This window comes from Vibrio sp. 10N.286.45.E10 (genome assembly GCF_002874195.2).
GTDB classification, from domain to species: domain Bacteria; phylum Pseudomonadota; class Gammaproteobacteria; order Enterobacterales; family Vibrionaceae; genus Vibrio; species Vibrio crassostreae.
Window position 1 is genome coordinate 2,628,809 of sequence record NZ_MCWD02000001.1, and the last position, 26,264, is coordinate 2,655,072.

The window sequence follows — 26,264 nt, forward strand, 5'->3', positions numbered from 1 at the left end:
TTATGAAGACGCTCACACGCAGCGAATTTCGCAAACAGATCCGTATCAAACGCAATGCCTTATCTGGCGACCAGCAAACTCAATCCGGTATAGACTTAGTTAAGCAGTGTTCTCAGCTCAATGAGATTCAGTCAGCTCAACATATTGCCCTCTACATCTCTATCGATGGCGAACTCGATACCCAGCCTTTGATCGAATGGTTATGGGCGCAAGGTAAGCAAACTTATTTACCAGTATTACACCCCTTCTCTGCCGGACACCTGTTGTTTCTACATTATTCTCCAACCACACCCACTGTTTTGAATAAGTACGGAATCGTTGAACCCCAACTTAATCAAATGCTGGTTAAACCTTGCCAGCAACTCGATCTCATTCTTACACCCCTTGTCGGCTTTGACTCTCATGGCCATCGTTTAGGTATGGGCGGCGGATATTACGATCGCACCTTGGCGAAGTGGTTCGAAACGGGCGAAGGCGCAACTCCTATTGGTTTGGCTCATGATTGCCAACATGTTGATACCCTACCGATTGAAGAATGGGACATTCCGTTACCTAAAATCGTGACTCCAAGTAAAACTTGGCAATGGGAAAACAACCATTAAAGCGCTATAATCGCGCCGCAAACGTTAACCTCGATATATAAACGTTAACTTCAATACGCGAACGATTAATTCAAAGCGCAAGACCTTATTCAGGAGAATGGCATGACTCAAGATGAAATGAAAAAAGCAGCTGGCTGGGCAGCACTTCAATATGTTGAAGAAGGCAGCATTGTAGGTGTAGGTACTGGCTCAACAGTAAATCACTTCATCGACGCACTTGGCACAATGAAAGACAAAATCAAAGGTGCGGTTTCAAGCTCTGTAGCCTCTACTGAAAAACTAGAAGCACTAGAAATCAAAGTATTTGAGTGCAACGACGTATTCAAGTTAGACATCTATGTTGATGGTGCAGACGAAATTAACGCTTCACGCGATATGATCAAAGGCGGCGGCGCTGCTTTGACTCGTGAAAAAATCGTAGCGGCTATCTCTGATAAGTTTGTGTGTATTGTTGACGGTACTAAAGCAGTTGATGTGTTGGGCAAATTCCCACTGCCTGTTGAAGTAATCCCAATGGCACGTTCGTACGTTGCTCGTGAGTTAGTTAAGCTTGGTGGTGACCCAGTTTACCGCGAAGGCTGCACAACCGATAATGGCAACGTGATCCTAGATGTGTACGGCATGGCGATCGAAAACCCGAAACAACTAGAAGATATCATCAATGGTATTGCTGGTGTGGTGACGGTTGGTCTGTTCGCTCACCGTGGCGCTGATGTGGTTATCACTGGCACGCCTGAAGGTGCAAAAATCGAAGAATAAATAATGGAAGATTGAGTTTTTCTGTTACTTCATTACATACGGTGCCCTAGGGCGCCGTTTTTTTTGCTTTATTGCTGTAAAATTATGTCTTATTCCGTAATTTTCTTACCCAAAACATTTTTTTTTTGTTACTTTATTGTTCAGAAGACGCACAGGGAAAACGTTTGTCTCCTAACAAAGTGGTGAATTTGTTCCCCTTTCAGCCATTTTGTAGCACGTGCGCCGCATTTGCCCAACCTTTCCATTTTAAGGACGAGAACAATGGCCAAAGTTTCACTGGAAAAAGAAAAAATAAAAATTCTACTTCTAGAAGGTCTTCACCCTTCTTCTGTAGAAGTACTGCAAGCCGCTGGTTACACAAACATTGAGTACCACAAAGGCTCGCTACCGGAAGATGAACTTCTTGAAGCAGTTAAAGATGCTCACTTCATTGGTATTCGTTCTCGCACTAACATCTCCCAAGAAGTTATTGATGCAGCTGAAAAACTGGTTGCCGTTGGTTGTTTCTGTATTGGTACTAATCAAGTAAACCTTCAAGCAGCAGCAAAACGCGGTATCCCTGTGTTCAACGCACCGTTCTCAAACACTCGAAGCGTTGCTGAACTTGTTCTTGGCCAGGTTTTATTACTACTACGTGGCATTCCAGAAAAGAACGCTCTTGCTCACCGTGGCATCTGGAAAAAGAGTGCAGACAACTCTTACGAAGCCCGTGGTAAGCGTTTAGGTATTATTGGCTACGGTCACATAGGTACTCAACTGGGTATTATTGCTGAAAACCTTGGCATGCGTGTTTACTTCTACGACATTGAAAACAAACTGTCTTTGGGTAACGCAACGCAAGTTCATACCATGACCGAACTGCTGAATAAGTGTGATGTGATCTCTTTACACGTCCCTGAAACCAACGAAACAAAAGACATGATGGGTAAAGAAGAGTTCGAGCGCATGAAGCCAGGTTCTATCTTTATCAATGCAGCACGTGGCACAGTTGTAGATATTCCAGCTCTGTGTGGCGCTCTAGATTCTGGTCACCTTGCAGGTGCAGCGATCGACGTTTTCCCAACAGAACCAAAAACCAATGCAGACCCGTTTGAGTCGCCATTGATGCAGTTCGACAACGTGATTCTTACACCTCACGTAGGTGGTTCAACTCAGGAAGCACAAGAGAATATCGGTGTTGAAGTGGCTGGCAAGCTAGCGAAATACTCTGATAACGGTTCTACGCTATCAAGTGTTAACTTCCCAGAGGTATCTCTACCGCTACACACGGGCACGTCTCGTTTGCTGCACATTCACGAAAACCGCCCAGGTATCCTAACTCAGATCAACACCATCTTCGCTGAAGAAGGCATTAACATCGCGGGTCAGTACCTACAGACTGCGGCTGATATGGGTTATGTAGTTATCGATGTAGAAGCGGATCGTTCAGAAGAAGCATTGCTTAAACTGAAAGAGATCGAAGGCACAATCCGTGCTCGTCTACTTCACTAATCATCGAACTCGATATTAGTAAAAACAAAAAGGCTCTCATTATGAGAGCCTTTTTAGTATTTGGCCTATCGTAGGTAATTAGATCATCATGATCCAAAAGCCTCTATAGCGATGTCATTACTCTTCGATTTGGTAGATCACATTAACGCGATCGCGAATGGTGATCGTTGAGTCTTCATAAGAGTTCGATTCAGTTCTCGCATCCATCGCCATTGAACGCATGAGCACAGGCTGAGAAGATTGTGCGTTGTAATCAACACGCCAAACATCACCTAGCTCACGCTCAAAACCACTCGCTAATGATTTGGCTTTTGATGTCGCATCTTTAATAGCTTCTAAGCGCGCTTGCTCTTGATACTTAGCTTGGTCGCGAACTTGCAGCTGAATGTTATCGATCTGATTAATGCCCTGCCCGATAGCAATATCCATGTATTCATTAAGGTTCGCTAGCTCATTAACTTGAACGGTCACATTACGTGAGGCGCGGTAGCCAACCAGTTCAGGTTTACCATCTTTTGGATAATGGTATTGAGGAGATAGGTACAGGTTCGAGCTGTGAACACTCGCCTCATCAACACCAGCTTGATGCAACTTATTTAGAAAGCCTGTCACGACTTTATCAACGGTATTTTTAGCCTGTTCAGCAGTCATCGTAGATTCCACGACTCTCACAGAGAATGTCGCCATATCAGGTGTCGCGATCACTTCACCATAGCCTGTCGTTGAAATATGAGGAAAGGATGGAGAGTCTGCCAATGATGGAAAACTCACAGCACTCAACGCCGCAGTAAGAGTAAGAGACGTTGCTAACATCTTTGGTACAAGCTTCATTAGGTATGACCTATGCTAAACAAATGTACTTTCATCATAGAGCAATTTATCGTTTAGCCAATCCAGAGCACGCACTTCTAACAGAACTTTGACGCTGAAAAAATCAACAGCTTACTGAGGCAAGTGATTGTGAGCAAAACTTAATACCGCTTGGGATACCTCTTTTAACACCCCACTCTCGAGCTGCCAATGGTGCCAATAAATGCGATAAGACAGCAGAAAGCCAGGGGTAATGTCAATAAGATCACCAGACTCTAGCTCATCGATAATCTGCAATCGAGGAATCAAGCAATAGGCAACACCCGACAACGCTAAACGCACAAATGCTTCCGAGCTGCCGACAGTATGATTAATCACACTGTCTCTCGGGACGTTAAAATGATCATGCAAAAACTTCTTATGCAGGTCATCGTATTGATCATAGGAAACCGCAGGCGCCTTGCTTAACGTGGCGTAATTTACGCCCTCTGAAAAGTAACGCTGATGAAAATCAGGGCTAGCCACGCAAACATAATCCATCCTACCGAGATAATCGGCACTGCAGCCTGGAATCGCTTGAGACTCCAAACTGATTGCACCGGCCACCTCGCCACTTTTTATCTTTTCAATGGTTCTCGACTCACCATGAATCGCGAGGTTCAACTCGACTTGGCGAGATTTCATCACATCCGACAAAGCCGGTAGCAGCCATGTCGCCAAACTATCAGCGTTGGTGGCTATGGATATCGATAGTGGCTGAGTTCCCTCTTCATTCATCAACTCAGGCACAAGTTCGTGCTCTAACAAACGAACACGACGATATAAGCCCAGTAATTTTTTACCCGCAGGCGTTGGCCTAGGCGGGCTTTCTCTCACTAAGGCAGGCTGAGCCAACCACTTTTCCAGCTGTTTGATGCGCTGAGATACCGCCGACTGGGAGATATATAACTGCTCAGCAGCCCTTTCGAAGCTACGTTGTTTTACTACGGCATCCAGTGCTTCTATCCACTTATAATCCAATCCACGCATCAATTTGCTTCCTTTTTAAGCTAACTCAATGCCACATTAGCAACTCTAATAATAGATTAAAATCATTAATTATACTTATTTAAAGGGTCGGAGTATCTTCGCCATATAGCACGTAAATATCGTTAAATAAGTGGAGGTTAAAATGAGTTTTTGGGTTTTATTACAAGGTTTTGGTCTAGGGGCAAGCATGATTATCCCTATTGGCGCTCAGAATGCGTACGTCCTAAATCAAGGGATAAAGCGCAACCACCATTTAACCACTGCAACAATCTGTAGCCTGCTCGACACTCTGTTTATCTCATTGGGTATCTTTGGTGGCGGTGCGATTCTGTCGCAAAATGAATTGCTACTCACCTCGGTCACGTTAGGCGGCATCGCTTTTCTAACCGTGTATGGTTTGTTATCACTACGCAGTGCCTTTAAAGCGCCCTCAAGCGAGGAGTCAAAAGGAGAGATACTGGCTCGTGGTAAGCGCACCGTTATTTTGGGCGCATTGGCGGTTACTGTGTTAAACCCACATCTCTACTTAGATACGGTGGTGATTCTTGGGTCGATTGGCGGGCAGTTTGAAGGTAACGACAGAATTGCTTTTGCTATGGGAACCATCTTGGCTTCATTTGTTTGGTTTTACTCTTTGTCACTGGGCGCGGCAAAGCTAGGCCCAACGCTATCTAAACCGAATGTTAAGAAAGGCATTGATATCGCTGTAGCAACTATGATGTTCGCAATTGCTGCTGTGCTTACCAATGGACTGGTTGAGCAATACTGGTAAGCAATTAAAGAACAAAGACTGTCGACCAAGCCAAAGATGACATCAGTAACTCATTAATATAATGAGTTACGCTAGAATGACTCGAATTTTACTGTTAAGTTCACTCAGCGCAGCTTCAAGGCTTGGTTCCGGTTGGCTCAAGTGATTTATCAAGGTCATGAAATAGCTATCCATAATCAATGGCATTTTTTCAGAAATAGATGCATCGACATTAACAGTCTGAAAGAGTGCCTGATCAAAGGTACGGTAATAGTCTAGATCCCAAATGACCTCTTTGAGTAACGCTCGACTTAACTCAACATTATCAAAATAATAGCTGTAGTAGTGTCCAATTAGCGAGATACCGATATCCACAGCACGTTTATCTTGCTCAGCCGCTAACACCTCCTGACCAATCTTTTCCAACTGCGATAGCATTCCTTCTCGAAGAATAGTCAGCTTGGTTTCAAAATGACTAAACACCGTGCCATCTGCCACACCCGCGTGGCGAGCGATCTGTCGAGTTGTGGTGTTGTCATAACCATTTTCCCCAAACAACTCCCAAGCAGACGCTAAGATCTTCTGTTTCGTTATCTCTCTCTTACTCACGAAAATACATCCTTCTCTAATCAAGCTTGATCATACTCTTAGTGCTCTAATTTGACAAATTGAGCGCGCTCAATTATAAAAATGAGCGCGCTCAATTTAACTTTGGAGATACGGACATGATGAATATATTAAACCGACTGGGACAAGTGCTGATTTTTCTGCCCACGATCTTTTGCTTCTCTTATCTACTTCGACCGCTACTGATGATGATTCTGATTCCTGGCGGTTTATGTTTATTGGCTATTTTGGGAGGACAAGAAGTAAGAAAGCCCTTATATGCGATGTTAAAAACATCGTTGTGGCCGACGTCGAGTAGAACACGAAATAGGGATATACAAAGAAAAGAAGCTAAGCAGTAACGACAACTAACGAGTAAAAGGAATGATATTGAAGACAACAAAAAAGGCGGATAACCTAAGTTATCCGCCTTTTTATTCAACTTGTCGAAGCTTTATTAGCCCTCAACTTTGTTCATGTGAACATCCATTTGTGGGAATGGAATTTCGATACCTTCTTTATCCAAGCCTTCTTTGATTGCTTGCATCAGGTCGAAGTAAACATTCCAGTACTCTGCGGTGCTAACCCATGGGCGAACCACGAAGTTAACAGAAGAGTCAGCAAGTGTGTGAACACCCACTTGAACGCCTGGTTCTTTCAACACGCGCTCGTCAGATTCACAGATCTTAGTCAGAAGTTCTTTGGTCTTTTGTAGATCAGCACCGTAAGAAACACCGATCATTAGGTCGATACGACGTGTGTCATGACGAGAGTAGTTAGTAATTGGGCTACCAATAACGCTACCGTTTGGTACCACTACCATTTTGTTATCTGGCGTTGTTAGAACCGTTTGGAAGATCTGAATTGAATCCACTGAACCTGCTACACCACCAATTTCCACATAGTCACCAGACTTAAATGGACGGAATGCAACGATAAGTACACCAGCAGCAAAGTTAGATAGTGAGCCTTGTAATGCAAGACCAACGGCTAAACCAGCCGCACCAATAACAGCAACTACAGATGCCGTTTGAACACCTAATCGACCTAGTGCAGCAATTAAAACAATAACAAACAATAGGTAGCGAACTAAGCCGTGAATAAATTCCACAACCGCTCGGTCCATTTTCTTCTTCTGAAGAACCTTAGACACGCTATTCGCTACTGCTTTAACAATAAGGTTACCAATAAATAGAATTATCAGTGCTGAAATGATATTTACGCCATATTGGATAAATAAATCTGAATTATTTGTTAACCACTGCTCTGCTTGAGACAAACCATCCACAAGTGGAGTCTCAACCGCTGTCGAACTCTCAGCCATAATGTGCATCCTCTATATAATATGCTATGGGCTAAACTGCCTTAAGCCTAATTTACTCTACAATATAATAAACAGTTTAATGACCGTTAAGTCATTGTGTTCAAAGTAAATTAAAGCCAAGTCCTTTTTATAAACTGAACCAAGTTCAGTTTTTCGGCACGATATCCTATCTTTGACAGATTGCAAAGTCATATTTATGTAAGCTTTTGAATTATTGAAACTTACCAATAAATACAAATACCGATAACTCAATCCTAGGAAATTTATTCACCACACGCTAGGTTTTTCACATATTTAATACAAGTTTTTATCAGACATAAAAAAACCCGCTCAATGAGCGGGTTTTTAAAACTTAAAGAGTACTTAATTCAAAGAATTATAGTACGTCGATAGCGTTAAGGTCAGCAAATGCTTTCTCAAGACGAGTAACCATTGAAGCTTGACCAGCACGTAGCCATACGCGTGGATCGTAGAACTTCTTGTTTGGTTGGTCTTCGCCTTTAGGGTTACCGATTTGACCTTGTAGGTAATCGAAGTTTTCAGCAGAGTAAGTACGGATACCATCCCAAGTTGCCCACTGTGTATCAGTATCGATGTTCATTTTAATAACACCGTAGCCGATAGACTCTTGGATTTCTGCTTCAGAAGAACCAGAACCACCGTGGAATACGAAGTTTAGAGCGTTAGGTGCAATACCGAACTTCTCTGCACAGTATGCTTGAGAGTCACGTAGGATAGTTGGAGTAAGTACAACGTTACCAGCTTGGTAAACACCGTGTACGTTACCGAAAGAAGCCGCGATAGTGAAACGAGGGCTAACTGCGTTTAGGATTTCGTAAGCGTAAGCTACATCTTCAGGAGAAGTGTAAAGCTCAGATGCGTCCATATCAGAGTTATCAACGCCATCTTCTTCACCACCAGTACAACCTAGTTCGATTTCTAGAGTCATGTTCATTTTAGCCATGCGCTCTAGGTACTTAGCACATGTTTCGATGTTCTCTTCTAGAGACTCTTCAGAAAGATCGATCATGTGAGAAGAGAAAAGAGGCTTACCAGTTTGTGCGAAGAACTCTTCACCAGCGTCTAGTAGACCGTCGATCCATGGAAGAAGTTTCTTAGCAGCGTGGTCAGTGTGCAGGATAACTGGAACACCGTAAGACTCAGCAACAGCGTGTACGTATTTTGCACCAGCAACAGCGCCAAGGATTTGTGCGCCTTGACCTTCAAGTTTAACGCCTTTACCAGCGAAGAAACCAGCACCGCCGTTAGAGAACTGAACAACAACAGGAGCTTTAACTTTAGCAGCTGCTTCTAGAACACCGTTGATTGAATCAGTGTTAACAACGTTTACAGCAGGAAGTGCAAACTTGTTCTCTTTTGCGATTTCAAATACTTTCTGTACGTCATCGCCAGAAATTACACCAGGTTTTACAAAATCGAAGATCTTAGACATGGAAATAGTCCTATTTATTCTATCGTTTTAAGATTAAAAAACTTAAGTTCAAAAACTTGCAATCGTTTGCTCACAACTTATGTCATTCTAGCAAAAAAGTGTGATATGCAGCAAACGTTAAAAGGCGAGATTCACATCTCGCCTTTCTAAATCAATTATGCTTTAGCACGCTCTTCAAGCATTGCTACTGCAGGAAGTACTTTACCTTCAACGAATTCAAGGAAAGCGCCACCGCCAGTAGAGATGTAAGAAACGTCAGCTTTGATACCGAACTTGTCGATAGCTGCTAGCGTGTCACCACCACCTGCTACAGAGAAGCCTGCAGACTCAGCGATTGCTTTAGAGATACCAGCTGTACCCGCTTCGAAGTTTTTGAATTCGAATACGCCTACAGGGCCGTTCCAAAGGATAGTTTTAGCGTTGCCGATGATTTCAGCTAGTGCCGCAGTTGAATCTGGACCAAGGTCGAAGATCATGTCGTCGTCTTGAACTTCAGAAACGTGCTTGATTTCAGCTTCTGCGTTTTCGTCGAATGCTTTAGCACATGCAACGTCAGTCGCTACTGGGATAGCACACTCTTTCATTAGTTTTTGAGCCGTTTCAACTAGGTCAGCTTCGTATAGAGACTTACCTACGTTGTGGCCTTCAGCAGCGATGAATGTGTTCGCGATACCACCACCAACAACAAGCTGGTCAGCAATTTTAGAAAGAGATTCTAGAACTGTTAGTTTAGTAGAAACCTTAGAACCACCAACGATAGCCACTAGTGGGCGAGCTGGGTTGTCCATTGCTTTACCAAGCGCTTCAAGCTCAGCAGCTAGAAGAGGGCCAGCACATGCTACAGGAGCGTAAGTACCAACACCGTGTGTAGAAGCTTGAGCACGGTGAGCTGTACCGAATGCATCCATTACGAAGATGTCACATAGTGCAGCGTATTGCTTAGAAAGCGCTTCTTCGTTCTTCTTTTCGCCTTTGTTAAAGCGAACGTTTTCAAGAACAACAAGTTCACCAGCGTTTAGCTCTAGGCCGTTTACGTAATCTTTAGCTAGTTTAACTTCGCAGTCTAGTGCGTCGTTTAGGTAGTTAACTACAGGAGCTAGAGAGAACTCTTCGTTGTATTCGCCTTCAGTAGGACGACCAAGGTGAGAAGTAACCATTACCTTTGCGCCAGCTTCTAGGCAAAGTTTGATAGTTGGTAGAGATGCAAGGATACGTGCATCTGAAGTTACTTTACCGTCTTTTACTGGTACGTTTAGGTCAGCACGGATAAATACGCGTTTACCTGCAAGTTCCAGGTCAGTCATCTTGATCACAGACATGATTTGTCCTCTCAAATTTAAATAAATATAAAGTTTTGGAAACTCAGCAACCCTGCTAAGCCTATAAATTATTCAACTGGTAATTCTTTCACTACCAATAATATGTGGACTCTTAGTATTTATTTCAAGCTAAAAAATAAATAATCCGCACATTTGCTTCTAGGTCTTACTTCTTGCCTTCAGAAGCTTGCATTGCAAGAACCGTATCTAGCATTCGGTTCGCAAAGCCCCATTCATTGTCACACCACACTAGCATTTTAACTAAGTGGCCGTTGCTCACTCGAGTTTGTGAACCATCAACGATTGCGCTATGGGGATCGTGATTAAAGTCGATGGAAACGAGCGGCGCTTCAGTATAGTCAACTATATTGTGTAATGTACACTGGGATGCATTAACAATGGTTTGATTTACGTCATTAACTTTCACATTTGCATTAATTGTGACACTTAAATCCATCGCTGTTACGTTTACCGTCGGCACACGCACAGATATAGCTTCAAATTTGTTGGAAAATTTCGGGAAGATTCTTTCAATACCTTTATGCAACTTGGTATCGACAGGAATGATCGATTGGCTTGCCGCTCGAGTACGACGCAAATCGCTGTGGTACGCATCGATAACTTGTTGATCATTCATTGAAGAGTGAATAGTCGTAATAGTACCGGACTCAATGCCAAAGGCGTCATCAAGAACCTTAATGATAGGGACAATACAGTTGGTGGTGCATGAGCCATTGGAAACGATTCGGTGGTCCGCTTCAATGGTATCGTGATTCACACCATAGATAATGGTGTTATCGAGGTCATTGGCACCAGGGTGAGAAAACAGTACCTTTTTTGCCCCAGCAGCAATGTGCGCTAGGCCGTCATCTCGGCAACCATAAACTCCGGTACAGTCGAGAACAATATCCACTTCTAGGTCACGCCAAGGCAACAGCTCAATATCAGCAAGATGTAAGATACGAATGGTATCGAACTCACCTTTATCTTCCGCACCAATGCCGTGATGGACATAGATGTGCTCTTGATCGTTGGAGATTTTCTTGCCGAAGCGGCCGTGACTAGTGTCGTATTGCAATAGATGAGCCATAGCGTCAGGCTGAGCAAGCTCATTAACAGCTACTACTTTGATTTGTTGGCTTTTGCCACTTTCATAGACAGCGCGTAATACATTACGCCCTATTCTTCCAAATCCGTTTATCGCGACTTTTAGCATAGTTCCGTACATCTAACCAAAATTTCGTGCAACAGATGATAACTGAATCCTACCCAAAAGGCATTACTTGAATAACGCCGTTTAGTTAAGACAGGTTAATCTGTTGCTTGTAGAGATAAGCCTAGAAGAAACAAATCCCAGATACAAAAAACCGAGCTCAGCGCTCGGTTTTTTCCTTCATTTAACTGTTAGCACAAGGCCATCAGTCAATGATTAAGCAAGAAGCTCTTTCGCTGTGTTTACTACGTTTTCAGTAGTGAAACCGAACATCTTGAATAGCTCACCTGCTGGTGCAGATTCGCCGAACGTTGTCATACCGATGATCTTGCCACCGAAGCCAACGTATTTGTACCAGAAGTCAGCGATGCCAGCTTCTACTGCGATACGCGCTGTAACGTCAGATGGAAGTACAGACTCACGGTACTGCGCGTCTTGCTTGTCGAACGCGTCAGTTGCAGGCATAGATACTACGCGTACTGCTTTACCTTCAGCGGTTAGTTGTGCAGCAGCTTCAACTGCAAGCTCAACTTCAGAACCAGTTGCAATGATGATTAGCTCTGGCTTGCCTTCACAATCTTTCAGGATGTAACCACCCTTAGCGATGTTAGCAACTTGCTCAGCATTACGATCTTGTTGTGCAAGGTTTTGACGAGAGAAGATTAGAGATGAAGGACCATCTTTACGCTCAATAGCCAGTTTCCAAGCAACAGCAGACTCAACTTGGTCACATGGACGCCATGTGCTCATGTTTGGAGTCAGACGTAGAGAAGCGATCTGCTCAACCGGTTGGTGAGTAGGGCCATCTTCGCCTAAGCCGATAGAATCGTGCGTGTAAACTTGGATGTTCTGAACTTTCATCAGAGCAGCCATACGCATTGCGTTACGCGCGTATTCCATGAACATTAGGAACGTTGCGCCGTATGGCACGAAACCACCGTGCAGAGCGATACCGTTCATGATAGCCGTCATACCGAATTCACGTACACCGTAATGGATGTAGTTACCAGAGAAGTCAGTTGCTTCAAGAGACTTAGAACCAGACCACATAGTCAGGTTAGAAGGCGCAAGGTCAGCAGAGCCGCCCATGAATTCTGGAAGCATTTGACCAAACGCTTCTAGTGCGTTTTGAGATGCTTTACGTGAAGCGATGTTTGCTGGGTTAGCTTGAAGATCAGCAATGATTGCGTTTGCTTTCTCTTCCCACTCAGCGGGTAGCTCGCCGTTAGTACGACGTTTGAATTCAGCTGCTAGCTCTGGGTAAGCCGCTGCGTATGCGTCAAACTTCGCGTTCCACGCTGCTTCTTTCGCTGCGCCTGCTTCTTTCGCATTCCACTCAGCTGCGATATCTGCTGGGATTTCGAAAGGACCGTGTTCCCAACCCAATGCTGCTTTAGTTGCTGTGATTTCATCAGCACCTAGTGGAGCACCGTGACAGTCATGCGTACCCGCTTTGTTTGGAGAACCAAAACCGATGATAGTTTTAGTACAGATAAGCGTAGGACGAGGATCCGCTTTAGCCGCTTCAATCGCTGCGTTGATAGCGTCAGAGTCGTGACCATCTACTGCTGGGATTACGTGCCAGCCGTATGCTTCAAAACGCTTAGGTGTATCGTCAGAGAACCAACCTTCAACTTCACCATCGATAGAGATGCCGTTGTCATCCCAGAAAGCAACCAGCTTACCAAGACCTAGCGTACCTGCTAGAGAACATGCTTCGTGAGAGATACCTTCCATCAGACAGCCATCACCCATGAATGCATAAGTGTAGTGGTCTACGATGTCGTGGCCTTCTTTGTTGAACTGTGCCGCCAGTGCTTTCTCAGCCATTGCCATACCAACAGCGTTAGTGATGCCTTGACCTAGAGGACCAGTCGTTGTTTCGATACCAGGAGCGTAACCGTACTCAGGGTGACCTGGAGTCTTAGAGTGCAGTTGACGGAAGTTTTTCAGGTCTTCAATTGAAAGCTCGTAACCTGCAAGGTGAAGCAGAGAATAAATCAACATTGAACCATGGCCGTTAGACAGAATAAAACGGTCGCGGTCAGCCCATTCTGGGTTTGCTGGGTTGTGGTTCAAGTGGCCACGCCAAAGAACCTCAGCGATGTCAGCCATGCCCATAGGTGCGCCTGGGTGGCCTGAATTTGCTTGTTGAACACCGTCCATGCTAAGTGCGCGGATTGCATTGGCTAGATCTTTACGAGAAGGCATGTCTGCTCCTGGATACATAAGCGATTTAAAAAAGAGATAATTGCTAAAGTTTTCATTTTTATTAGCGCGGGTATTCTCTCAAACGACTATTGCGACTGCAAACGTTTTACTGGCATTTTAACGGTCATTTTTCGCAATTTTCGAACATTTACATCACTTAGCAGTGGCTTATCTCGATCGATACGCAAACGATTAGTTATGACATATCATAAAAAAGAGCTTGTAATTCGACCGCTGGAATTTAGAATAGCCGTCTAGATGTAGAAACACCTACAAAATATACTGTATTTAATGGCGGCGCTTCCTAGCTTGCGACGCCATAAACTATTTACACCAAAAACTTAAAAGTGGAGCTCTCATGGCTAAGCACCTATTCACTTCTGAATCTGTTTCAGAAGGTCATCCAGATAAAATTGCAGACCAAATCTCTGATGCTGTTCTTGATGCCATCTTGGAACAAGATCCAAAAGCACGTGTTGCTTGTGAGACTTACGTTAAAACCGGCATGGTTATGGTTGGCGGTGAAGTGACAACGTCTGCATGGGTTGATATCGAAGAAATCACTCGTGAAACAGTACGTGAAATTGGTTACGTTCATTCTGATATGGGCTTTGACGCTGACTCTTGTGCTGTTCTAAACACAATTGGTAAGCAGTCTCCAGACATCAACCAAGGTGTTGATAAAGAAGACCCTAAAGAGCAAGGCGCAGGCGACCAAGGTATCATGTTTGGTTACGCGACTAACGAAACTCCTATCCTAATGCCAGCTCCAATTACTTACTCTCACCTTCTTGTTAAGAAGCAAGCTGAAGTACGTAAGAGCGGCAAACTTGACTTCCTTCGCCCAGATGCGAAATCTCAAGTTACGTTCCAATACGACCAAGGTAAGATCGTTGGTATCGATGCTGTTGTTCTTTCTACTCAACACTGTGATTCAGTAACAACGCCTGACCTACGCGAAGCAGTAATGGAAGAAATCATCAAGCCAGTACTTCCTGCTGAGTGGATCAACAAAGATACTAACTTCTTCATCAACCCAACAGGCCGTTTCGTAATCGGTGGCCCAATGGGTGACTGTGGTTTAACTGGTCGTAAGATCATCGTTGATACCTACGGCGGCGCAGCTCGTCACGGTGGCGGTGCATTCTCAGGTAAAGATCCATCAAAAGTTGACCGTTCTGCAGCTTACGCGGCTCGTTACGTTGCGAAAAACATCGTTGCTGCTGGCATGGCTGATCGTTGTGAGATTCAACTGTCTTACGCTATTGGTGTTGCTGATCCAACATCTATCATGGTTGAAACGTTCGGTACTGAGAAAGTAGCGCACGAAATCATCATTGAAGCAGTTCGTCAAAACTTCGACCTACGTCCATACGGCCTTCAAGAGATGCTGAACCTTCTTCAGCCTATCTACAAGCAAACTGCTGCATACGGCCACTTCGGTCGTGAAGAGTTCCCTTGGGAAGCGACTGACAAAGCAGCAATCCTTGCGGACTTCGCTGGCCTAAAATAATTTAGCCACTGCGATTTGTTTCTTTAAAGCCCTTACTGCTTAGTAAGGGCTTTATTTTTATGTACTTACCGAACTTTCACTCACAATACCCTTCTCCAACGCCCTTCTTTACCGTTAACCACTTAGTATAAAAAGCCGCTGATAATTTGTGTTTTCTAGCACTACTGACAATAGTTAAGGTAACTCCTAGGCGATCAAGCTCACATTTAACTTAAATTAATTCAGTCTGATAACGCTCGTTAAATGCACGCTAGAACAATAACTGGGATGACAAAGAGCAATTTAGCTCAAACACCATAACTCTCACACAAGCCATATCGATGAGCCTTATGGAATTATAACTAGGACGTTATTTAACTAGGGGGATCTATGCCTCGTACCGCGCACCCATCCGAACTGAACGATAAAAAACACAAGGTCAGCGATAAGGATTACGCTCGCACCATTCCTTGCAACCAAATCAGTATTTCCGCACCCTTTCATTGGTTGTCGCTTGCTCTGCATGACTTAGTAAGAATGCCATTAATCAGCGCATTTTACGGATTGTGCTTTATGGGAGCAGCAATTGCGATTGTTCAACTTGTCCAATGGCAAGGAACACACTTAGTCGTGATGCCAAGCCTGATCGTGTACATGCTGATAGGGCCGTTTCTTGCCCTAGGCTTGTATGACGCAGCTTGGGAAAGAGAAAAAGGCCATAACGCCAGCCTACTCCACTCAATGAAAGCCATCACTCGCAACTCCACCCACCAATGGGCCTTTGCGATTGTGTTGATGGTTGCGATGATATTCTGGATGCGTATCGCTGCGTTATTGCACGCGCTCTACCCTTCAGTGCAAGGCGCACCATTGGCTGAGTTCGCTCCCTTCTTAATTACGGGTTCTGTGATTGGTTTTGTTATCGCAAGCCTCATATTTAGCATCTCAGCATTTTCAATTCCGTTAATGATGGAGAGACGCGTTGATGTGATGAGCGCAATTTTCACTAGCTTTAATGCCGTGAAATCGAACATTCCTGCAATGGTGGTTTGGGCAAGTATTATTTGTGCCGGTATTCTGGTGGGTTTTGCCACCTACGGCATCGGAATGATCGTCACCATGCCGCTACTTGGTTATGGTACATGGCACGCTTATCACGAGATCATTAAGAAAAAACATCACATGTAAAGCATCGCTAGATCAAAAAGCAATGTTATGATGAGGCCTTGGCTTAAACGCTGAGGTCTTTTATTTGGAGTTAACAACGTTTGTCTTACACCCCGCAACAACATCGAGCAAATAAGAAATTGGCCGAGTGCCTAGCTATCGCAAATCAACATTTCTCTCGTGAATTTCCACACCCAACTATCACCTTCAAGTTAAGAGGTAAAGCAGCGGGAAAGGCCTACCTTCAGCTCAACGAAATTAAGCTCAACCACGTACTATTTTCTGAAAATGAAGACGCCTTCATCAACGAAGTTGTGCCGCATGAGCTAGCACACCTAATCACGCATCAGGTTTTCGGACGTGTTAGGCCTCACGGAAACGAGTGGAAATACGTGATGGAAAAGGTATTCAACGTTCCAGCCAAAACAACTCACAGCTTTGAAATAGCTTCAGTTCAAGGGAAAACCTTTGAATATCGATGTGAGTGCACCACTTACCCATTATCAATCAGACGACACAATAAAGTGCTTCGAAATCAATCGACCTATCGCTGCCAGCTGTGCTATCAAACCTTATCCTTCACAGGCACACAGCTCAGCTAAAGTCCTAGACTCGCACCTATTCGATTTGGTAACCCCATCCTTTTTATTTCAGAAAGCAACACTCGATTAAGTTGATGATAGAAATGTAATGGAGAAACTCATCCTTTGAGTGCTAGACTGATGTTTATCATACTTTTATCAGTCTTTTTCTATGCAAAAACTCACCATCAAAGCATTTGGCCTACCTGTGTCTTTTTACTTATCAATAGTATTTGGCCTACTGGTAACCCAAAGCGTTTTCGCCGCACCACTGAGCTCATTCTCCAAAGCAAAAAGAGAAGCGGTGAAGATTTATCTCGACCACCCGACTTCATTTTATTGTGGTTGTGACATTACATGGAAGGACAAAAAGAAAGGGATTCCCGACCTTGACGGCTGTGGTTATCAAGTCCGAAAACAACAAAAGCGAGCGAGTCGAATTGAGTGGGAACACGTGGTTCCAGCTTGGCAATTCGGCCACCAGCGTCAGTGCTGGCAAGATGGCGGGCGCAAGAACTGCACTCGCAATGACAAAGTATTCAAGTCCATGGAAGCCGATCTCCACAACCTAACGCCAGCTATCGGTGAAGTAAATGGTGACCGTTCGAACTACAACTTCAGCCAGTGGAATGGAATGGATGGCGTGAGCTATGGTCAGTGCGAAATGCAGGTCAACTTCAAGCAGCGTAAGGTGATGCCGCCAGACAGAGCAAAAGGCTCTATCGCGCGTACCTACCTTTACATGAGCCAAGAGTATGGCTTCAAGCTATCTAAGCAGCAAACCAACCTGATGATGGCGTGGAACAAGCAATTTCCTGTCGACAAGTGGGAATGTACTCGGGATGAGCGAATCTATGCCATCCAAGGAAATCACAACCCATTTGTTTACCCTGCTTGTAAATAACGTCACTCGTACAATCAACATTCCAACTATCTCAAACAAGAGTTTCAGAATTGCCCCTGAAACTCTTGCTCTACCCTTGTTTTTTCAACCAAAAGCATCCATGTTAGGCAGAGACAAAATACCCAAATGAACATATTTATAGGTTTACCAGCATGAGAATCCCTCGTATCCATCACCCAGAACGCATTCATCAGTTAGGTTCACTCGCTTTAGGCGAAGATGCCGCGGGTCATGTTGGTCGTGTCCTTCGCATGAAAGAAGGCCAAGAAGTCCTTCTATTTGATGGCAGTGGTGCTGAATTTCCAGCGACAATCACTGAAGTGTCAAAGAAAAATGTCACCGTTAATGTTTCTGAACGCATCGAGCGCAGCAGCGAATCTCCGTTAGACTTACATTTAGGCCAAGTGATTTCACGTGGTGACAAAATGGAGTTCACCATTCAGAAATCGGTTGAGCTTGGTGTGAACACCATTACCCCTCTAATTTCAGAGCGATGTGGCGTTAAACTTGATACAAAACGCTTTGAGAAAAAACTCGCACAGTGGCAAAAGATTGCTATCGCGGCGTGTGAACAGTGTGGCCGTAATACGGTTCCAGTCATTCGTCCAATTATGCAGCTTGAAGAATGGTGCAGCGAACCAAGCGAAGCACTAAAGCTAAACCTGCACCCTCGAGCAAAGTACTCAATTAACACCCTTCCAGAACCTATCAGCAAGGTACGCCTATTGATTGGTCCTGAAGGTGGCTTGTCGGCTGAAGAAATCGGCATGACAGAGCAATACAAATTTGAAGAGACGCTACTCGGCCCACGTGTACTTCGTACCGAAACAGCTGCTCTAACCGCAATTACTGCCTTACAAGTCCGTTTTGGCGATCTAGGCTAGGAGAAAAAAATGATCAAACTTGGCATCGTAATGGATCCAATTTCATCCATTAACATCAAAAAAGACTCTAGCTTTGCCATGATGCTTGAAGCTCAGCGTCGTGGTTACGAAATCCATTACATGGAAATGGATGATCTACACTTAGATCAAGGCGTAGCCATTGCTGACACTAAGGTTGTAGAACTAAAGGAAGACCCAAACGGTTGGTATGAATTCAAGTCAGAACAGACTATCGCGCTATCTGATTTAGATGCAGTATTGATGCGTAAAGATCCTCCGTTTGATACTGAATACATTTACGCGACCTACATTCTTGAGCGTGCTGAAGAAAACGGCGCACTGATCGTAAACAAGCCACAAAGCCTACGTGACTGTAACGAAAAGTTGTTCACGGCTTGGTTCCCAGAGCTAACACCAACTACCATCGTGACTCGTAAAGCTGAAAAGATTAAAGAGTTTCGTGAGAAGCATGGTGACGTGATCCTAAAACCACTTGATGGTATGGGTGGTGCGTCTATCTTCCGCGTGAAGGAAGGCGATCCAAACGTATCGGTGATCATTGAAACGCTGACCAACCATGGTCAAAACTACGCAATGGCACAAACCTTTGTTCCTGACATCAGCAATGGTGATAAGCGTATTCTTGTGGTTGACGGTGAGCCAATGCCTTACTGCCTAGCTCGTATTCCAGCTAAAGGCGAAACACGCGGCAACCTAGCCGCTGGCGGTACAGGTGAAGCTCGTCCATTAAGTGAAACAGACTGGGCTATTGCACGAGCAGTGGCTCCTTCACTAAAAGAAAAAGGCTTAATCTTTGTCGGACTGGATGTTATCGGCGACAAGCTGACAGAAATTAACGTGACCAGCCCTACTTGTATCCGTGAAATTGAAGCTGCTTTTGATATTTCGGTAACAGGTAAATTAATGGACGCAATCGAGCGTCGCGTTAACGCTAAATAGCCTAAACTAAAGAAAGCCTTAGCTATTCGCAAACGGCACAGAATCAATGAGCGGCTTCACGCCGCTCTTTTTCCTTTACTGGGAACACACTGGCAGGAGGCTCTATGAATTTAACGAACCACTTTCTGGTTGCTATGCCCGGAATGAAAGACCCCTACTTTCAAAATTCGGTAATTTACCTTTGTGAGCACAACGACGAAGGTGCGATGGGCTTAATGATCAACGCTCCTATCGATGTCACTGTCGGAAGCATGCTTAAACAAGTTGAGGTTGATTCTGAGCAGCCGAAATCGAATCAGGCAAGTCTTGATAAGCCAGTATTGAACGGTGGGCCGGTCGCAGAAGACCGTGGGTTTATTTTGCACAAACCTAAAGGCAGCTATCAATCCAGCATCAACATGACAGTTCAAATCTCAGTGACAACCTCAAAAGATATCTTGATGGTGTTGGGCACAGAAGATGAGCCGATGAATTATTTAGTCGCACTTGGGTATGCAGGATGGGAACCGGGACAACTGGAAACCGAACTTACCGAGAACTCATGGTTAACCGTTGAAGCCGATCCAAAGGTCATCTTCGATACACCGATTTCTGACCGCTGGAAAGTCGCCGTGCAGATGTTAGGCATTAATGCGGCTCAGCTTTCAGCAGACGCTGGTCACGCCTAGCTCAAATCAGCTAAATAAACAGACACTCTCAAACACAGATAAATTTGGAACCCCCATGTCACGAACAATTATGGCATTTGACTACGGTACAAAAAGTATCGGCAGTGCGATAGGACAAGAAATCACAGGCACAGCAAGCCCACTGAAAGCCTTTAAAGCCAAAGACGGAATTCCTAACTGGGACGATATCGAAAAGCAAATTAAGGAGTGGCAACCTAACCTGATTGTGGTTGGCCTTCCTACCGACCTTCATGGCAAAGATCTAGCCACCATCACACCTAGAGCGAAGAAGTTCGCTAACCGCCTTAAAGGGCGCTTTGGTGTTGATGTTGAACTGCATGATGAGAGGCTATCGACTGCCGAAGCAAGAGCCGATCTTTTTGACATGGGTGGCTATAAAGCATTAAGTAAAGGCAATGTAGATAACCAGTCTGCAGTCGTCATTTTAGAGAGCTGGTTTGAAGCGCAATATTCGTAACGAAAATTAAGTGAGCAAAATTTGAACTAATTTGTGATCCCACACGAATTTCACGCCGTAATGTCGATGCAATTCAAAATCAGAACGTGGGAGTTCAAATGAAAATTTTTCTAGCAATCTTCACCGCTCTAACCATTTCAGCATGCAGTTCAATGGGGGGTTCAGCGGGTTACACTGGCGAACAATATCCAACTAAAATTAAATTAGAGAAAGAGCGTGGCTACTCGAACGACAACAACCGTTTTGCTAATCACTAATTTATTCACTTTACAAAAAACCCGCATCTCAGCGGGTTTTTTATTGGCACCAGACACTAGGCATTCAACCTAACCCATGTCTATCTTTACCCCGGCCAAAGCACCAGTCCCGTAGTCATCATCGCCACGTCTGGTTTTTAGCATCAAACGTAAGTCATTAGCAGAGTCAGCACTGTGAAACGCATCCTCTTCGCTGATCTTGCCTGCTACAACTAAATCATATAAAGCTTGGTCAAAGGTCTGCATACCAATCTCTTTTGATTTTGCCATGGTTGCTTTCAGTTCATGTAGTTCACCACGACGAATCAAGTCAGACACACGAGGGCTGTTGAGTAGAATCTCAAACACACCATGGCGACCGCTGCCATTCTTATCTCTGATTAATTGCTGAGCCACCACACCACGCAAGTTCATCGACAAATCAAACAAGAACTGCTCTTTTTGTTCCTTCGGTACCAAGTGGAGAATACGTTCTAACGCTTGGTTAGCGTTATTGGCGTGCAAAGTTGCCATACACAAGTGACCCGTTTCAGCAAAGGTCATCGCGTATTCCATGGTTTCACGGCTACGGATTTCGCCAATCAAGATCATGTCTGGCGCTTGACGTAACGAGTTCTTAAGTGCGACTTCATAGCTCTCGGTGTCGAGCCCAACTTCACGTTGAGTCACGATACATTTTTTATGTTCGTGAACGAATTCAATTGGGTCTTCAACCGTCAAGATATGCCCCGAGCGGTTGGTATTGCGATAACCAGTCATCGCAGCCATTGAGGTCGATTTACCAGAGCCTGTCGCCCCAACCACCAACACAAGTCCGCGCTTAGCGATTGAAAGGTCCTGCAGTACATCTGGAAGCTTTAATTGCTCAAAGGTTGGGATGTTAGTCTCGATACGTCGAATGACCGCTCCAGGTAGCTCTCGTTGAAAGAATGCACTGACACGAAAACGCCCAAAGTCACGCACTATGGCAAAATTAGCCTCACGCGTTTGCTGATATTCATCACGTCGGTCTTGATCCATCATCGCATCAAGTAGTTGAGCGACCTGAACCGAATTCAGCTTCTCGCCTTGCGGTCGTAGTTCACCATCGACACGGAACAAGACAGGCGCATCGACGGTGATATAAAGATCGGACGCTTTTTGAGACAGCATTCCCTCAAGGATTTGATTCAATTCCATTATGTGCACCTTGATTAAAACATTGAGGTTTCAATTTCGATTTTTTTCTCAACCTCTTCCGAGTCAACCAAGCCTTGAGCCATCAGCTGCTTCGCGTTTTGCTCCATGGTTTGCATGCCATGTGCTGCGCCCGTTTGAATGATCGAATACATCTGAGCGACCTTGTCTTCACGAATCAAGTTTCTGATCGCTGGTGTCGCCATCATGATTTCATGGCAAGCCACACGACCACCCCCTACACGTTTTAGCAGCTTCTGTGCAATCACCGATCGTAACGATTCAGACAGCATTGAACGCACCATGTCTTTATCGCTACCAGGGAAAACATCAATGATACGGTCAATCGTTTTTGCTGCAGAGCTGGTATGTAGGGTACCAAAAACCAAGTGACCGGTTTCCGCTGCGGTTAGCGCTAAGCTGATCGTCTCTTGGTCACGAAGCTCACCAACAAGGATAACATCTGGGTCTTCACGTAACGCGCTGCGCAGCGCCGCTTTGAAGCTGTGAGTATCACGATGGACCTCACGTTGGTTAACAAGGCATTTATTGTTGGTGTGAACGAATTCAATCGGGTCTTCGATCGTCAGGATATGTTTGTTGTGGTTGCGGTTTACGTAATCAACCATCGCCGCAAGGGTCGTTGATTTACCAGAGCCTGTTGGGCCAGTAACGAGCACTAAACCTTTTTCGTAGTTGGCAATCTTTTCAAAGATTTCAGGCGCACCTAGTTGATCTAAAGTTGGGATTTCTACAGGGATAGTTCGAAAGACAGCCGAGCAACCACGAGCTTGGTTAAAAGCATTCACACGGAAACGACCAACATTGGGCAATTCAAAAGAGAAGTCGACTTCCAATTTTTCTTCAAACTCACCACGCTGCGAATCGCTCATGATCTCAAAAACCAAACGATGCACATCAGCATGACTCAAAGCTGGGATTCCAAGCTTCCTTACTTCACCATCTATACGTACCATTGGAGATACACCCGCAGAAAGATGTAGATCTGACGCGTTATGCTTTACACTAAAATCTAGTAACTCAGTGATATCCATTTATTTTCCCTTAAGTAAAGTCAGCTATGAGTAGTATTCAACAAAATATCGAACAAATCACCTCACAGATTCGTAGTGCTGAGCAAAAGTGCGGACGAGCTCCAGAGTCCGTGCAACTTTTAGCCGTCAGCAAAACTAAACCTATTGATGCGATTCTAGAAGCCGCACTCGGAGGCCAAGTTGCCTTTGGTGAAAACTATGTTCAAGAAGGTGTCGATAAAGTAAAACACTTTTCAGAACAACATTCTAACCTAGATTTAGAGTGGCACTTTATTGGTCCAATTCAGTCCAATAAAACTCGTCCAATCGCGGAAAGCTTCCAATGGGTACATTCCGTTGATCGCGATAAGATCGCACAAAGACTTAATGATCAACGTCCAAGCGAACTTCCACCTCTACAGGTGCTGATTCAGGTAAACACCAGTGGTGAAGAGTCTAAGTCAGGAACCTCAGAAGAGACAGTTTTTGCACTCGCGGAGTTGATTTCATCGCTCCCTAACCTCACCTTAAGAGGATTGATGTCGATTCCTGCAAACGTCTCTGACTATCAATCACAGCTTAATGCGTTCTCTCAACTGGCAGAGCTTAAAGATAAGTTATCCGCGAAGTATCCAGACATCGATACCCTGTCTATGGGGATGAGTGGTGATATGGATGCAGCCGTTGAGGCTGGCAGCACAATGGTTCGTATTGGAACGGCTATTTTCGGCGCTCGTGATTACGCGAAATAGCCGTAGTAAGTAACCAACGACAAGTACAAGTATTGATACCGCTTCGCCTTATCCGCGCAGCGACACGCTCAGGATTTTATATATGGAACATAAGAACATCGCCTTTATTGGGGCGGGAAACATGGTTCGCTCAATTGTAGCGGGCTTAGTCGCGAGTGGTTACCCAGCGCAAAAGATTACGGCAACCGCACCTTCAGAAACCAGAAGGTTGCCGTTAGAACAAGAATACGGCATCAATACCACCAGCGATAATATTGCAGCAGCAGAGCAAGCAGACGTTGTCGTGTTATCCGTGAAGCCACAAATGATGGCTAATGTATGTAAGCCCTTACAAGATATCGACTTCAGCAACAAACTGGTTATCTCAATTGCCGCGGGTATTAATGCGAATCGACTCAATGAGATGTTAAACTGCCAGCTGAACCTTGTTCGTGTGATGCCAAACACGCCATCACTACTTGGGAAGGGGATGAGCGGTCTTTATGCCGATTCAACCGTTAGCCAAGATGATAAAGACTTTGCTTCTCAGCTGATGCAAGCTGTAGGTGAAGTAAGCTGGGTTGAGCAAGAATCTGGTATCAATAACATTATTGCGGCGGCGGGTAGTGCTCCGGCTTACTTCTTCCTGTTTATGGAAGCGATGCAAGCAGAAGCAGTCAACCAAGGCTTCGACCAAGAAACCGCTCGTAAATTAGTTCAGCAGTCTGCGTTAGGCGCGGCAGAGATGGTGGTAGCAAACCAAGAGACTGAATTATCAACACTGCGTGAACAAGTGACATCAAAAGGCGGCACGACCGCAGAAGCACTACGCACGTTTAACGAACATCAACTATCAGACATCGTAGCCAAAGCCATGCAAGCGGCAGTCGCTCGGGCTGAAGAGATGGAAAAACTGTTTTAGTACCAATCAAGGTAAACAAGCATTTTGCCGCTCAGGTTATATCTAAGCGGCAAGTAAATCCGAAAAAGGAAACAATATGAACTCGATGAGCTTTCTGATCTCGACCGTTTTTGATCTTTACATCATGGTTGTGATCTTGCGTATCTGGCTACAAGCATCACGTGCAGATTTCTACAACCCATTCTCACAATTCATCGTAAAAGCGACACAACCGGTTGTTGCCCCACTACGCCGAGTTATTCCATCTATCGGCAGCCTTGATCTTGCGACGGTTGTTTTTGCTTATGTGCTGTGTGTACTTAAGTTCGTTGCTCTAAACCTGATTATCTCTGGCGGCGCTGCCGTTTTCGATATTAGCTTCCTAATCTTTGGTGCACTGTCTCTGCTCAAAGCGGCTGGTGGTTTAATTTTCTGGGTTCTACTTATCCGTGCAATCCTAAGCTGGGTAAGCCAAGGTCGTAGCCCAATAGAGTACGTATTCCATCAACTGACTGAACCAATGTTAGTGCCTATTCGCCGTATCCTTCCGGACATGGGTGGTTTCGACCTAAGCGTACTGGTTCTGTTCATTGTTCTGCAATTTGCGAACTTCCTAATGGGCGACATGATTGGTCCTATTTGGTATCAACTATAATTCAAGTACAAACATCAGGTACTTTGACGATGCCAAAAGCGGTTTGGGCCGAGGAAGACGATATTCTTCTTAGGCTCTATATCCAACCCAAAGCAAGCCGAGACAAGATTGTTGGCTTGCATGGTGAGGAACTAAAAATTGCCATTACCGCCCCACCGGTAGATGGCAAAGCCAATGCCCATTTAGCGAAATACCTAGCGAAACAGTTTAAGGTCGCAAAAGGGCAAATTAAGATAGGAAAGGGAGAGCTCGGTCGGCATAAGCAAGTTCGAATATGCTCGCCAAGCCAAATCCCAACTGAAGTCAAAGCCATCCTATGATGGCTTTTTGCTATTTATTGGAGTCATTATGCGTCTATGGATAACAGCACTACTCACCTCTCTTATTGCCCTACCTAGTTGGGCAGGGCAGTTTAAAAACATCAAAGATGTCGAGGTTCACTACTCGGCTTTTAATTCCACGTTTCTAACTGCGCAAGTCGCTAAGCAATACAAACTTAAGCGAAATGGATACTCAGCAATCCTCAACATCAGCGTGTTAGACAAGGCTTCCCTAGGCAAGCCTGCTACAACGGCTAAAATTACGGGAACAGCGAAGAACCTCGTTGGAAACACCCGAACTTTGAAGTTTCGAGAAATCAAAGAAGGTGATGCGATTTATTACCTTGCTGAGTTCCCTGTAACTCACGAAGAGAACATCACCTTTAACATCGATGTTAACGCAGGCTTGAAAGGCACTGGCCCACTGCGCTTCACACAGAAATTCTATATAGAAGAGTAAGCTATCCCTTACTTTTCATTTATTCACT

Annotated in this window: 28 protein-coding genes; 18 read left to right on the forward strand and 10 right to left on the reverse strand. The window is 44.6% G+C overall.

Translation table 11 applies throughout. The annotated features are described in order from the left end of the window. Window positions 1-2: 2 nt before the first annotated feature. From BCU34_RS11620 to serA, 3 genes are all read left to right on the forward strand, one after another. Window positions 3-602, forward strand: a complete 600-nt coding sequence (locus BCU34_RS11620; protein ID WP_102431719.1) for a 5-formyltetrahydrofolate cyclo-ligase — start codon at window positions 3-5, stop codon at window positions 600-602. A 102-nt stretch (window positions 603-704) separates the two neighbouring features. Further along, entirely contained in the window at window positions 705-1,361 is a 657-nt protein-coding gene (gene rpiA, locus BCU34_RS11625; RefSeq protein WP_048605825.1) for a ribose-5-phosphate isomerase RpiA, read from the forward strand. 261 nt (window positions 1,362-1,622) lie between these two features. Beyond that, on the forward strand, window positions 1,623-2,852 hold the full coding sequence (gene serA, locus BCU34_RS11630) for a phosphoglycerate dehydrogenase (protein ID WP_055319631.1): 1,230 nt from the start codon (window positions 1,623-1,625) through the stop codon (window positions 2,850-2,852). Between the two features lie 117 nt (window positions 2,853-2,969). Here serA and BCU34_RS11635 read toward each other — a convergent pair whose 3' ends face one another. Together BCU34_RS11635 and BCU34_RS11640 are read right to left on the reverse strand one after the other, a co-directional pair. Beyond that, window positions 2,970-3,683 carry an oxidative stress defense protein gene (locus BCU34_RS11635; RefSeq protein ID WP_048611414.1) on the reverse strand — a complete coding sequence of 238 codons (714 nt, stop codon included), beginning with the start codon at window positions 3,681-3,683 and terminating at the stop codon, window positions 2,970-2,972. Between the two features lie 111 nt (window positions 3,684-3,794). Further along, window positions 3,795-4,691, reverse strand: coding sequence for a LysR family transcriptional regulator ArgP (locus BCU34_RS11640; protein WP_102478912.1), 897 nt, complete (start codon window positions 4,689-4,691; stop codon window positions 3,795-3,797). Window positions 4,692-4,833: 142 nt separating this feature from the next. Here BCU34_RS11640 and BCU34_RS11645 point away from each other — a divergent pair, with 142 nt between their 5' ends. Continuing rightward, window positions 4,834-5,463, forward strand: a complete 630-nt coding sequence (locus BCU34_RS11645) for a LysE/ArgO family amino acid transporter (RefSeq protein ID WP_102431279.1) — start codon at window positions 4,834-4,836, stop codon at window positions 5,461-5,463. 66 nt (window positions 5,464-5,529) lie between these two features. Here BCU34_RS11645 and BCU34_RS11650 read toward each other — a convergent pair whose 3' ends face one another. The 6 genes from BCU34_RS11650 to tkt all read right to left on the reverse strand — a co-directional run bounded on the left by BCU34_RS11650 (window position 5,530) and on the right by tkt (window position 13,568). After that, a complete protein-coding gene (locus BCU34_RS11650) occupies window positions 5,530-6,051 on the reverse strand; it encodes a TetR/AcrR family transcriptional regulator (RefSeq protein ID WP_102431280.1) in 522 nt (173 codons plus the stop codon). 454 nt (window positions 6,052-6,505) lie between these two features. Further along, complete coding sequence (mscS, locus tag BCU34_RS11655; protein ID WP_102431282.1) at window positions 6,506-7,372, reverse strand: small-conductance mechanosensitive channel MscS; 867 nt, start codon at window positions 7,370-7,372, stop codon at window positions 6,506-6,508. A 376-nt stretch (window positions 7,373-7,748) separates the two neighbouring features. Continuing rightward, window positions 7,749-8,825: a class II fructose-bisphosphate aldolase gene (gene fbaA / locus BCU34_RS11660; protein WP_060982706.1), complete on the reverse strand. Its 1,077-nt coding sequence runs from the start codon at window positions 8,823-8,825 to the stop codon at window positions 7,749-7,751. A 155-nt stretch (window positions 8,826-8,980) separates the two neighbouring features. After that, window positions 8,981-10,144 carry a phosphoglycerate kinase gene (locus tag BCU34_RS11665; protein WP_017059064.1) on the reverse strand — a complete coding sequence of 388 codons (1,164 nt, stop codon included), beginning with the start codon at window positions 10,142-10,144 and terminating at the stop codon, window positions 8,981-8,983. 166 nt (window positions 10,145-10,310) lie between these two features. Next, window positions 10,311-11,360, reverse strand: coding sequence for an erythrose-4-phosphate dehydrogenase (gene epd / locus BCU34_RS11670; RefSeq protein ID WP_065675480.1), 1,050 nt, complete (start codon window positions 11,358-11,360; stop codon window positions 10,311-10,313). Between the two features lie 213 nt (window positions 11,361-11,573). Beyond that, the gene (gene tkt / locus BCU34_RS11675) at window positions 11,574-13,568 is read right to left on the reverse strand and encodes a transketolase (RefSeq protein ID WP_108145191.1); all 1,995 of its coding nucleotides are present in this window, start codon (window positions 13,566-13,568) and stop codon (window positions 11,574-11,576) included. A 358-nt stretch (window positions 13,569-13,926) separates the two neighbouring features. Here tkt and metK point away from each other — a divergent pair, with 358 nt between their 5' ends. From metK to BCU34_RS11720, 9 genes are all read left to right on the forward strand, one after another. Beyond that, complete coding sequence (gene metK, locus BCU34_RS11680) at window positions 13,927-15,081, forward strand: methionine adenosyltransferase (protein ID WP_017062234.1); 1,155 nt, start codon at window positions 13,927-13,929, stop codon at window positions 15,079-15,081. Between the two features lie 369 nt (window positions 15,082-15,450). Beyond that, entirely contained in the window at window positions 15,451-16,248 is a 798-nt protein-coding gene (locus tag BCU34_RS11685; protein ID WP_102479697.1) for a DUF2189 domain-containing protein, read from the forward strand. A gap of 80 nt (window positions 16,249-16,328) precedes the next feature. Continuing rightward, the gene (locus BCU34_RS11690; protein WP_102321473.1) at window positions 16,329-16,829 is read left to right on the forward strand and encodes a SprT family zinc-dependent metalloprotease; all 501 of its coding nucleotides are present in this window, start codon (window positions 16,329-16,331) and stop codon (window positions 16,827-16,829) included. 151 nt (window positions 16,830-16,980) lie between these two features. Continuing rightward, window positions 16,981-17,712, forward strand: a complete 732-nt coding sequence (locus BCU34_RS11695) for an endonuclease (RefSeq protein WP_102321472.1) — start codon at window positions 16,981-16,983, stop codon at window positions 17,710-17,712. 152 nt (window positions 17,713-17,864) lie between these two features. Further along, entirely contained in the window at window positions 17,865-18,596 is a 732-nt protein-coding gene (gene rsmE / locus BCU34_RS11700) for a 16S rRNA (uracil(1498)-N(3))-methyltransferase (protein ID WP_055319636.1), read from the forward strand. 9 nt (window positions 18,597-18,605) lie between these two features. Continuing rightward, window positions 18,606-19,556, forward strand: coding sequence for a glutathione synthase (gene gshB, locus BCU34_RS11705; RefSeq protein ID WP_019822368.1), 951 nt, complete (start codon window positions 18,606-18,608; stop codon window positions 19,554-19,556). A gap of 104 nt (window positions 19,557-19,660) precedes the next feature. Continuing rightward, window positions 19,661-20,224 (forward strand): YqgE/AlgH family protein, encoded by a 564-nt coding sequence (locus BCU34_RS11710; RefSeq protein ID WP_102479698.1) that lies wholly within the window; start codon window positions 19,661-19,663, stop codon window positions 20,222-20,224. 55 nt (window positions 20,225-20,279) lie between these two features. Next, entirely contained in the window at window positions 20,280-20,702 is a 423-nt protein-coding gene (gene ruvX / locus BCU34_RS11715) for a Holliday junction resolvase RuvX (RefSeq protein ID WP_048659417.1), read from the forward strand. 98 nt (window positions 20,703-20,800) lie between these two features. Then, window positions 20,801-20,959: a hypothetical protein gene (locus BCU34_RS11720; protein ID WP_165886710.1), complete on the forward strand. Its 159-nt coding sequence runs from the start codon at window positions 20,801-20,803 to the stop codon at window positions 20,957-20,959. Between the two features lie 69 nt (window positions 20,960-21,028). Here BCU34_RS11720 and BCU34_RS11725 read toward each other — a convergent pair whose 3' ends face one another. Continuing rightward, complete coding sequence (locus BCU34_RS11725) at window positions 21,029-22,138, reverse strand: PilT/PilU family type 4a pilus ATPase (RefSeq protein WP_055319637.1); 1,110 nt, start codon at window positions 22,136-22,138, stop codon at window positions 21,029-21,031. A gap of 14 nt (window positions 22,139-22,152) precedes the next feature. Next, complete coding sequence (locus tag BCU34_RS11730; RefSeq protein ID WP_048659419.1) at window positions 22,153-23,190, reverse strand: type IV pilus twitching motility protein PilT; 1,038 nt, start codon at window positions 23,188-23,190, stop codon at window positions 22,153-22,155. A 26-nt stretch (window positions 23,191-23,216) separates the two neighbouring features. On the opposite strand from BCU34_RS11730, the gene BCU34_RS11735 reads away from it, so the two are divergent. The 5 genes from BCU34_RS11735 to BCU34_RS11755 all read left to right on the forward strand — a co-directional run bounded on the left by BCU34_RS11735 (window position 23,217) and on the right by BCU34_RS11755 (window position 26,236). Then, window positions 23,217-23,921, forward strand: a complete 705-nt coding sequence (locus tag BCU34_RS11735; RefSeq protein ID WP_102431287.1) for a YggS family pyridoxal phosphate-dependent enzyme — start codon at window positions 23,217-23,219, stop codon at window positions 23,919-23,921. Window positions 23,922-24,003: 82 nt separating this feature from the next. Then, the gene (gene proC / locus BCU34_RS11740; RefSeq protein WP_102431288.1) at window positions 24,004-24,822 is read left to right on the forward strand and encodes a pyrroline-5-carboxylate reductase; all 819 of its coding nucleotides are present in this window, start codon (window positions 24,004-24,006) and stop codon (window positions 24,820-24,822) included. 76 nt (window positions 24,823-24,898) lie between these two features. Next, entirely contained in the window at window positions 24,899-25,456 is a 558-nt protein-coding gene (locus BCU34_RS11745) for a YggT family protein (RefSeq protein ID WP_017067798.1), read from the forward strand. A gap of 29 nt (window positions 25,457-25,485) precedes the next feature. Further along, the gene (gene yggU, locus BCU34_RS11750) at window positions 25,486-25,776 is read left to right on the forward strand and encodes a DUF167 family protein YggU (RefSeq protein WP_102479699.1); all 291 of its coding nucleotides are present in this window, start codon (window positions 25,486-25,488) and stop codon (window positions 25,774-25,776) included. A 28-nt stretch (window positions 25,777-25,804) separates the two neighbouring features. Further along, the gene (locus BCU34_RS11755) at window positions 25,805-26,236 is read left to right on the forward strand and encodes a DUF4426 domain-containing protein (RefSeq protein ID WP_102431289.1); all 432 of its coding nucleotides are present in this window, start codon (window positions 25,805-25,807) and stop codon (window positions 26,234-26,236) included. Window positions 26,237-26,264 lie beyond the last annotated feature (28 nt).

Excerpts from the sequence above, each read along its gene's own strand:
- BCU34_RS11620 (WP_102431719.1), top strand. The coding sequence starts at position 3 with ATGAAGACGCTCACACGCAGCGAATTTCGCAAACAGATCCGTATCAAA.
- rpiA (WP_048605825.1), top strand. The coding sequence starts at position 705 with ATGACTCAAGATGAAATGAAAAAAGCAGCTGGCTGGGCAGCACTTCAA.
- serA (WP_055319631.1), top strand. The coding sequence starts at position 1,623 with ATGGCCAAAGTTTCACTGGAAAAAGAAAAAATAAAAATTCTACTTCTA.
- BCU34_RS11635 (WP_048611414.1), bottom strand. The coding sequence starts at position 3,683 with ATGAAGCTTGTACCAAAGATGTTAGCAACGTCTCTTACTCTTACTGCG.
- BCU34_RS11640 (WP_102478912.1), bottom strand. The coding sequence starts at position 4,691 with ATGCGTGGATTGGATTATAAGTGGATAGAAGCACTGGATGCCGTAGTA.
- BCU34_RS11645 (WP_102431279.1), top strand. The coding sequence starts at position 4,834 with ATGAGTTTTTGGGTTTTATTACAAGGTTTTGGTCTAGGGGCAAGCATG.
- mscS (WP_102431282.1), bottom strand. The coding sequence starts at position 7,372 with ATGGCTGAGAGTTCGACAGCGGTTGAGACTCCACTTGTGGATGGTTTG.
- fbaA (WP_060982706.1), bottom strand. The coding sequence starts at position 8,825 with ATGTCTAAGATCTTCGATTTTGTAAAACCTGGTGTAATTTCTGGCGAT.
- BCU34_RS11665 (WP_017059064.1), bottom strand. The coding sequence starts at position 10,144 with ATGTCTGTGATCAAGATGACTGACCTGGAACTTGCAGGTAAACGCGTA.
- epd (WP_065675480.1), bottom strand. The coding sequence starts at position 11,360 with ATGCTAAAAGTCGCGATAAACGGATTTGGAAGAATAGGGCGTAATGTA.
- tkt (WP_108145191.1), bottom strand. The coding sequence starts at position 13,568 with ATGCCTTCTCGTAAAGATCTAGCCAATGCAATCCGCGCACTTAGCATG.
- metK (WP_017062234.1), top strand. The coding sequence starts at position 13,927 with ATGGCTAAGCACCTATTCACTTCTGAATCTGTTTCAGAAGGTCATCCA.
- BCU34_RS11685 (WP_102479697.1), top strand. The coding sequence starts at position 15,451 with ATGCCTCGTACCGCGCACCCATCCGAACTGAACGATAAAAAACACAAG.
- BCU34_RS11695 (WP_102321472.1), top strand. The coding sequence starts at position 16,981 with ATGCAAAAACTCACCATCAAAGCATTTGGCCTACCTGTGTCTTTTTAC.
- rsmE (WP_055319636.1), top strand. The coding sequence starts at position 17,865 with ATGAGAATCCCTCGTATCCATCACCCAGAACGCATTCATCAGTTAGGT.
- gshB (WP_019822368.1), top strand. The coding sequence starts at position 18,606 with ATGATCAAACTTGGCATCGTAATGGATCCAATTTCATCCATTAACATC.
- BCU34_RS11710 (WP_102479698.1), top strand. The coding sequence starts at position 19,661 with ATGAATTTAACGAACCACTTTCTGGTTGCTATGCCCGGAATGAAAGAC.
- ruvX (WP_048659417.1), top strand. The coding sequence starts at position 20,280 with ATGTCACGAACAATTATGGCATTTGACTACGGTACAAAAAGTATCGGC.
- BCU34_RS11720 (WP_165886710.1), top strand. The coding sequence starts at position 20,801 with ATGAAAATTTTTCTAGCAATCTTCACCGCTCTAACCATTTCAGCATGC.
- BCU34_RS11725 (WP_055319637.1), bottom strand. The coding sequence starts at position 22,138 with ATGGAATTGAATCAAATCCTTGAGGGAATGCTGTCTCAAAAAGCGTCC.
- BCU34_RS11730 (WP_048659419.1), bottom strand. The coding sequence starts at position 23,190 with ATGGATATCACTGAGTTACTAGATTTTAGTGTAAAGCATAACGCGTCA.
- BCU34_RS11735 (WP_102431287.1), top strand. The coding sequence starts at position 23,217 with ATGAGTAGTATTCAACAAAATATCGAACAAATCACCTCACAGATTCGT.
- proC (WP_102431288.1), top strand. The coding sequence starts at position 24,004 with ATGGAACATAAGAACATCGCCTTTATTGGGGCGGGAAACATGGTTCGC.
- BCU34_RS11745 (WP_017067798.1), top strand. The coding sequence starts at position 24,899 with ATGAACTCGATGAGCTTTCTGATCTCGACCGTTTTTGATCTTTACATC.
- yggU (WP_102479699.1), top strand. The coding sequence starts at position 25,486 with ATGCCAAAAGCGGTTTGGGCCGAGGAAGACGATATTCTTCTTAGGCTC.
- BCU34_RS11755 (WP_102431289.1), top strand. The coding sequence starts at position 25,805 with ATGCGTCTATGGATAACAGCACTACTCACCTCTCTTATTGCCCTACCT.